An 8,332-nucleotide genomic window follows, 5' to 3' on the forward strand; every position below is an offset into this window, starting at 1 on the left:
GCATAGCAACATTGTAATCACCGTGAGTGATGAATTTGTTTCTTCATCACTAAACGCTTTTGAGATTAAGGTGAATTCTGCAACAGCGCCCGACCCTGATCCTCAGCCAGATACGAAAAAGAAAAGTTCTGGCGGTATGTTCTATATTATTTTTGCCATGCTTGTCCTGCTGGGTTTGCGTAGATATAAAATTGACTAGTTTGAACGTAATACATTGAATCAATTGAAAGCCCCAATTTTGGGGCTTTTTTGTGCATCAAATTATTAATATTATATTTTCTAATGTAATCGCTCTTTTAAATAATTTTTTTAAATGATTTCATTTAAAAATACAATTTGATTGTTGCAAGGTGGCCTAACATAATTTTGCTTGTTAATTTTCACTGGAGATTGGGCATGACAACACAAGTGCCTCAGCTATTTGGTAGCCATCAAAATGCATACACGGGCGCAAACGAATTTGCGCAAATGAACGATCGCACCATTATTGATGTGACGGGCAGCGCTGCGTTACCGTATTTACAAACACTTATTTCCAGTGATGTACGTCATTTAACTGTGCCGGGAATGGGGCTTCGTTGCACAGCAAAAGTAAATGACCATGAAATAGCCTTTGAGCTTTACTACTTTACTGAGCTAGCGTTTCGTATTTTTGTCGATAACGACATTGCACCTGCTTTGGTTGCTGCGCTCAGTGAAGGGGAAGAATCACACGACATTGATGTGATCACCCGAGGCGATTTACGCATTTTAGCACTGCGCGGTGATGACGCATTTAAAACCGTATTGGCTGAATTTTCGCTCACACCAGGCATTATTTTAACCGGTGAGCAACAACGTTACGCACGCCAAGCGGGCAACGTGTTTTTAACGGCGACACATTTAGAAAGCCACAAAGGCTATGAATTAGTCGCAAAAGCCGACGAATTAGCAAAATGGCAAAGTCGATTTATTGGCCTAGGCTTTAGCGAACAAGCAGAATTACTAGTTTAAGCAAAGGCTTAACAAACTTAATGGCGGTTAGATTTACCGCTATTTTATATTTAGTGTTGTAATCAATTTAATAAATAAAAATTATTGAAATAAATTAATTACATAATGCGTAAAACTTATAACTTTTCTGGGTGCGAAAGCCATATTGTTTCGGTATAATCGCCGCCCATGTTATTCCCTCAACCGGACAATTGTCCTGTTGAAGCCACGCCGCACCTTGTGCGGGTAGATTTGAAAGTGTAGGAATATTATGACTTCAAAAACTGTATTACACGCCAAGCATCTTGAAGCGGGTGCAAAAATGGTTGATTTCCACGGCTGGGAAATGCCAATCAACTATGGTTCACAAATCGAAGAGCACCATGGCGTTCGTCAAGACGCAGGTATGTTCGACGTGTCACACATGACAATCGTTGACGTTAAAGGCGAAGATGCAAAACCTTTCTTACGTAAACTAGTAGCAAACGATGTAGAAAAACTACAAGTTGCTGGTAAAGCGTTATACACAGGTATGCTTAACGCCGAAGGCGGTGTAATTGATGACCTTATCATTTATTTCTTCACTGAGACTGAGTACCGCCTAGTGGTTAACTCAGCAACACGTGAAAAAGATTTAGCACACATTGGTGCGGTTGCAGCTGACTACAAAGTAGAAGTTACTGAGCGCCCAGAGTATGCAATGATTGCCGTACAAGGCCCGAATGCAAAAGCAAAAACGGCAACAATTCTTGACGAAAATCAACAAGCTGCTGTTGAAGGTATGAAACCATTCTTTGGCGTACAAGCGGGTGATTTATTTATCGCAACAACTGGCTATACTGGTGAAGACGGTTATGAAATCGTTGTTCATAACGACGGTGCAGAAGCGTTATGGCAAGCACTTTTAGACGCAGGTGTACGCCCAGCAGGCCTTGGTGCACGTGACACGCTACGTTTAGAAGCAGGTATGAACCTATACGGCCAAGATATGGACGAAACGGTATCACCACTTGCAGCAAACATGGCTTGGACACTGGCTTGGGAACCAGCAGATCGTGACTTTATCGGTCGTGACGTGGTTGCTAAGCAGCGCGAAGAAAAGAGCACAGATAAACTCGTTGGTTTAGTGCTTGAAGAAAAAGGCGTACTACGCGCTGGTCTTAAAGTAATTGTTGACGGTGGCGAAGGTGTGATTACTTCTGGTACATTCTCACCTACACTAGGCCACAGTATTGCCCTTGCGCGAGTGCCACGCTCAACTGGCGACACTGCACAAGTTGAAATGCGTAAAAAGCACGTTGACGTAAAAGTGGTAAAACCTTGCTTTGTACGCAATGGTAAATCAGTAATCTAAATCGATATGGGGTATTAATACCCCTTTTAACAACCGAAGGATTTATAAGAATGAGCAATATCCCTGCCGATTTAAAATATGCATCTTCACACGAATGGGTTCGCGCTGAAGGTAACGGTGTTTACTCAGTAGGTATCTCTGAGCACGCACAAGAGCTATTAGGTGATATGGTTTTCGTTGACCTACCAGACGTAGACGACGAAGTAGATGCAGGTGAAGACTGTGCAGTAGCAGAATCTGTAAAAGCAGCGTCTGATATTTACGCACCAATCTCAGGTACTATCGTTGAAATCAACGAAGAACTAGAAGATTCTCCAGAAACAGTTAACTCTGACCCATACGGCGACGGTTGGTTATTCAAAATCAAAGCGTCTGACGAGTCAGAACTTGATAACCTACTAGACGCAGAAGGTTACGAAAATTCGATCGACGAAGATTAATTCTTCGTATAAGTGTTCGAAGAATGAAAAGCTCCAATTTTGGAGCTTTTCATGTTTTTACAATCAGTAAATATTTAAATCTTTTATTTAAAGATAAAAATTTTAAATATTTATTAAATTTTTGATTAGTAAAGCCAATCATTTAGCTCATTTATAGTGCGCTTTTGAAAGGCCGCCTAACCGTACTGAGCACACAGTATTGTTAGCTAGTCGTGTATGTAAATGCCATAGGAAGTTAGACACATGTCAAACGTAAAATCGCTTGAACAACTTGAGCAAAAGCAAGATTTTATCCGCCGCCATATCGGCCCGGACGCAAACCAGATGTCAGCAATGTTAGCTGAGCTGGGCGTATCAAGTGTTGAAGAGCTTATGAACGAAACCGTGCCTGCAAGTATTCGTTTAGAGCAAGGTCTTAGCATTGGTGAAAGCCGCACTGAAGTTGAAACACTGAGCTACTTAAAATCAGTAGCAAGCAAAAATAAGATTTTCAAATCTTATATTGGTCAGGGCTACCACCCAACGCACACACCTAACGTAATTTTACGTAACGTGTTAGAAAACCCAGGTTGGTACACAGCATACACGCCATACCAGCCAGAAATCGCACAAGGTCGTTTAGAGTCACTACTTAATTTCCAAACGCTTTCAATGGACTTAACGGGTCTTGACCTTGCGTCTGCGTCATTACTTGACGAAGCAACTGCTGCTGCAGAAGCAATGGCACTTGCTAAGCGCGTATCGAAAGCGAAAAAAGCAAACATCTTCTTTATTGCAGAAGACGTACACGCACAAACAATCGACGTTGTAGCAACACGTGCAGAACAGTTTGGTTTTGAAGTAGTGGTTGGCCCTGCGGCAGATGCCGTAAACCATGAAATCTTCGGCGCGCTATTCCAATACCCAAGCACAACGGGTGAAGTTGTTGACGTACAAGGCCTAATCGCAGACGTACAAGACAAAAAAGCAATTGCGTGTGTGGCAGCAGACATCATGTCATTAGTGCTTCTTAAGTCGCCAGGTAAACTAGGCGCAGACGTAGTACTTGGTTCAGCGCAGCGCTTTGGTGTTCCAATGGGTTACGGTGGTCCACATGCTGCGTTCTTCGCTACACGCGATAAGTACAAGCGTTCACTTCCTGGCCGTATTATTGGTGTTTCTAAAGACCGTTTAGGTAACGACGCACTACGTATGGCAATGCAAACACGTGAGCAGCACATCCGCCGTGAAAAAGCGAACTCAAACATTTGTACTGCGCAGGTGTTACTTGCAAACATGGCTGCGTTCTACGCGGTTTACCACGGTGCAGAAGGTCTACGCACAATCGCATCACGCATTAACCGTTTTGCCAGCATTTTAGCAACAGGCTTAAGAGCAAAAGGCGTTACGCTTAAGCACGATACTTGGTTTGACACAATCACTGTAACCAGCAACAAAGACGAAATCGTTTCACGTGCAGAAGCAGCAGAGATTAACTTTGCTAAAAACCACGACGGTGAATTCTCAATTTCTGTGAACGAAACAACAACACGTGAAGACGTAGCTGAACTATTCGACATCATCCTTGGCGCAGGCCACGGCCTTGACGTTGCAGCACTTGATGCACAAGTAACAACAGACAACATCACAGGTATTCCAGAGAAGCTTGTACGTGACGACGAATTCTTAACGCACCCTAATTTCAACAGCTACCACAGCGAAACTGAAATGCTGCGTTACATCAAGCGCCTAGAGAACAAAGACTTAGCGCTTAACCACTCAATGATCTCGCTTGGTTCATGTACTATGAAACTAAACGCGACAGCTGAGATGATCCCAATCACGTGGCCTGAATTTGCAAACCTTCACCCATTCTGCCCGCTAGACCAAGCAGAAGGTTACCAAGTAATGATTAACGAGTTACACGACTGGTTAGTAAACATTACAGGTTACGATGCAGTATCACTTCAGCCTAACTCAGGTGCACAAGGTGAATACGCAGGTCTTATCGCAATTCGTAAATACCACGAGTCACGCGGCGAAGGTCACCGTAATGTGTGCTTAATCCCAAGCTCTGCACACGGTACTAACCCTGCGTCTGCGCAAATGGCAAGCATGAAAGTTGTGGTTGTTGAGTGTGATAAGCAAGGTAACGTTGACGTTGCTGACCTTAAAGCTAAAGCAGAAGAAGTTAGCGAAAACCTATCGTGTATTATGATCACGTACCCGTCTACGCACGGTGTATTTGAAGATACCATTAAAGAAATCTGTGACGTTGTTCACCAGCACGGCGGCCAAGTATACATGGACGGTGCGAACATGAACGCACAGGTTGGCGTAACTAGCCCAGGCTTTATCGGTTCTGACGTTTCGCACCTTAACCTACACAAAACGTTCTGTATTCCACACGGTGGCGGTGGCCCAGGTGTTGGTCCAATCGGTGTTAAATCGCACCTTGCACCATTTATGCCTAACCACAGCGTTATTAACGTACCGGGTACAACAGAAGGTAACGGCGCAGTATCAGCAGCACCTTACGGGTCAGCTGCAATTCTACCTATTTCATGGGCATACATTGCAATGATGGGTAGCGATGGCCTTAAGCAAGCAACTGAAACGGCAATTGTAAGTGCTAACTACCTAACTGAAAAGTTAAGCGCGCATTACCCAATTTTATACCGCGGCCAAAACAACCGCGTTGCGCACGAGTGTATTGTTGACTTACGCCCAATCAAAGAGCAAACCGGTATTACCGAAATGGATATCGCTAAGCGCTTACAAGATTACGGCTTCCATTCACCAACAATGTCGTTCCCAGTAGCAGGCACGCTAATGATTGAGCCAACTGAATCAGAAAGCAAAATGGAAATTGATCGCTTTATTGAAGCAATGGTATCGATTAAAGCAGAAGTAAACAAAATTGCTTCTGGCGAGTGGACAATCGAAAACAACCCGCTTGTATTTGCACCGCACACGCAAGCCGATGTACTAGGTAATGAGTGGGATCGTGCATACGATCGCTTCTACGCGGCATTCCCAGTACCAGCTGTTGCAAAAGACAAGTTCTGGCCAACAGTAACACGTATTGATGACGTGTTCGGTGACCGTAACTTGATCTGTTCTTGCCCTGCGGTTGATACGTATCGCGATGAGTAAGTCTTTGACTTAGTTATAGAATGTAATAAAAAGCAGCCTAATGGCTGCTTTTTTTATGGGGGAAATTGGGGTAGGATTGGCTAGGTTGAGGTAGTTTTACAAATTTTTTTAATTTGAGCATTTCAATGTCTCATTAATAAAATCAAAAATTCTAAGATAAAACGCCAAGTAGAAAGTTAAAGTACAGTCTTTTTTATTATTTCGTGAAAATGCTTCACTAAATTAATACAACTGATATACGACTTTTCACTAACTTAAAAGTATTAATTGCATTGCTGCAACATTTAAATACAAGGAAAGATAATGAGTTTAAGAGTTTTGCTAGATGATCAGATAGAATCGCTATACGATTCGAACCCGGAATTGAAAAGCGTAAAGAAAAATGCGTTTGAGGTTTCAGTAGCTCACTTCGCCAATTTAAAATATCTAGGAGGATTGGAACAAGATGACCTCATAGATGGCATTATGGGAGAGGGAGGCGATGAAGGGATTGACCACTGTTATGTATTTTGCAATGGTAACTTGGTCAACGATGAAGAGCATCCCATAAACAAAGATAGTTCGATTAGAGTAAAATTCTTCCAAACTAAGAAAGAGAGCAGCTTTTCTACAGATGGGTTTCGTAAAACTAAAGAGGGAATAGAGCAGATATTTAATCTCGATTTGGAACTTTCGAAATTGAAAACAATTGGGGCTAATAAAGACATTTTAGAGAAAGCTGAGTTAATAAGGAAAATTTTCAGGCGCGCTAAGAAAAACAAAGCTCAGTTCATGTGCGAGTTGTATTATGTTACAGCCTCAGCGGATAAAAAAATTTCTGAAAAAATTCATCATCTAACAGAGGAAATGAAATCAACATTAAGACTTTTAGATATTGAGATTGACGTAGCTTTTTGGGGAGCGCAAGAACTACTTAACATGACAAAATCCCTCAATGAATCTATTGAAATCCAGTTTAACTCCCAGCCTATGGAAATTAAAGATCGAGATGTGCCTACAAGTGGCTTTTCAGGTTTTGTAACTGGGAATAGTATTATAGAGAGCCTCTTATTCGAATCCGGAGAGTTTAAAAGCCACCTTACAGAAGGGAATGTAAGGTACTTTCTAGGTGAAGATGTTAAAATTAATAGCTCAATCATTGAAACTATCAATGACAAAACTAAGACTGATATTTTTTGGGCAATGAATAATGGCCTAACAATTATAGCGGATAATATTTCTCCTCTTGGTAATAATCAGTATGATATCGAAAACCCACAAATAGTTAATGGTTGCCAAACGGTTCATTGCCTATACCATTCTTATAAAGAATCTCAATCCCTGCCAGCAAACCTTAAAGTTTTTCTCAAATTAGTTAAAACTGATAACTTAGATATCCAAACAGACATAATCAGTGCTACAAATTCACAAAACCCGGTAAAAGCTGCTAGCCTAAAAGCTAACGATGATATCCAAAGAAATATTGAAACGCACCTCAAAAAAGCGGGGATATTTTACGAACGCAGAGAGAATTTCTACAAACGTCAAGGGATAACTGGTAACAGAGTTATTGGCTTGTTAAAAATGGCTCAAATAGTCCACTCTGTTGTTAATAAGGAGGCGGTCGTAGCAGCCAATGATACGACAACTTTATTTGATAGTGAAAGTAAATACAGTACTTTGTTCAGTGATGCTGCTGATTTTGATATTTATACTTTTTCCGTACATCTCTTTCAGAAAATTTGGAGTACTAAGAATTCCGATTTAAGAACTAGTGATTACCATGGTGAAGAAAAAGATTTGATATCTAAAGGCGGGTTTCTTTTTCTGCATTGTTTAAGTAGTTTAATATTAACAGAGTCTTTTAATCGCCATAGTGATAACGGCACCACAGAACTAATGACACAAAAGTTCTCGATAAGTGAGCCCCAAAGAAAGAACAAATTTTATAAATGCAAAACAATTGCTTTTCAGCTAATTAATGACGAAGAATATATTAAAAAGCAATACGATATTGCCAAATCAATTTTGTTTGAAGCCGCAACTGTATATCAAGAAAGAAATCCATCGAAGTTAAAAATTAGCCTTTTCAAAAATCGTAACTTTGACAAGGAATTTTTAATACCAACAATTGAGAAACGACTCAAGCCAAATTAAGAAAATAACAAAGACTCCCTCTCTAATTTGATTTAGTTTGGGTGTTTTTCTAAGAAATAACAAAGACACCCACTCTAATTTGATTTAGTTTGGGTGTTTTCTATGTTTAGGGTAAGTAACACTTCTTATTGGTCAAGAATAACAAAGACACCCATTCTAATTTGATTTAGTTTGGGTGGTAATAACAAAGAATCAATGGGGTCAGAGTCTGTACGATCCCCACAAAATAGTTATACGTTTTAATAATCATATTCCGGTCCCGCATTTTGAAGCTGCTTAATTGCATTTAGGCAGC

6 protein-coding genes are annotated in these 8,332 nt (G+C 40.9%); all 6 read left to right on the forward strand.

The features are described 5' to 3' along the window. On the forward strand, positions 1-199 hold a 199-nt coding region (locus AN214_RS21185), incomplete at its 5' end, for a GlyGly-CTERM sorting domain-containing protein (protein ID WP_152960834.1). 197 nt (positions 200-396) lie between these two features. After that, positions 397-993, forward strand: coding sequence for a hypothetical protein (locus tag AN214_RS21190; RefSeq protein WP_054981536.1), 597 nt, complete (start codon positions 397-399; stop codon positions 991-993). A gap of 250 nt (positions 994-1,243) precedes the next feature. After that, the gene (gene gcvT, locus AN214_RS21195) at positions 1,244-2,326 is read left to right on the forward strand and encodes a glycine cleavage system aminomethyltransferase GcvT (RefSeq protein WP_054981537.1); all 1,083 of its coding nucleotides are present in this window, start codon (positions 1,244-1,246) and stop codon (positions 2,324-2,326) included. A gap of 50 nt (positions 2,327-2,376) precedes the next feature. After that, on the forward strand, positions 2,377-2,766 hold the full coding sequence (gcvH, locus tag AN214_RS21200) for a glycine cleavage system protein GcvH (protein WP_010558681.1): 390 nt from the start codon (positions 2,377-2,379) through the stop codon (positions 2,764-2,766). A 243-nt stretch (positions 2,767-3,009) separates the two neighbouring features. Then, on the forward strand, positions 3,010-5,901 hold the full coding sequence (gene gcvP / locus AN214_RS21205) for an aminomethyl-transferring glycine dehydrogenase (RefSeq protein WP_054981538.1): 2,892 nt from the start codon (positions 3,010-3,012) through the stop codon (positions 5,899-5,901). A gap of 303 nt (positions 5,902-6,204) precedes the next feature. Continuing rightward, on the forward strand, positions 6,205-8,037 hold the full coding sequence (locus AN214_RS21210) for an AIPR family protein (protein ID WP_054981539.1): 1,833 nt from the start codon (positions 6,205-6,207) through the stop codon (positions 8,035-8,037). The last annotated feature ends 295 nt before the right edge of the window (positions 8,038-8,332 follow it).

Source organism: Pseudoalteromonas sp. P1-9, assembly GCF_001399975.1.
GTDB lineage: Bacteria > Pseudomonadota > Gammaproteobacteria > Enterobacterales > Alteromonadaceae > Pseudoalteromonas.

Coding starts and splice junctions, on each gene's coding strand:
- AN214_RS21190 (WP_054981536.1), top strand. CDS start 397: ATGACAACACAAGTGCCTCAGCTATTTGGTAGCCATCAAAATGCATAC.
- gcvT (WP_054981537.1), top strand. CDS start 1,244: ATGACTTCAAAAACTGTATTACACGCCAAGCATCTTGAAGCGGGTGCA.
- gcvH (WP_010558681.1), top strand. CDS start 2,377: ATGAGCAATATCCCTGCCGATTTAAAATATGCATCTTCACACGAATGG.
- gcvP (WP_054981538.1), top strand. CDS start 3,010: ATGTCAAACGTAAAATCGCTTGAACAACTTGAGCAAAAGCAAGATTTT.
- AN214_RS21210 (WP_054981539.1), top strand. CDS start 6,205: ATGAGTTTAAGAGTTTTGCTAGATGATCAGATAGAATCGCTATACGAT.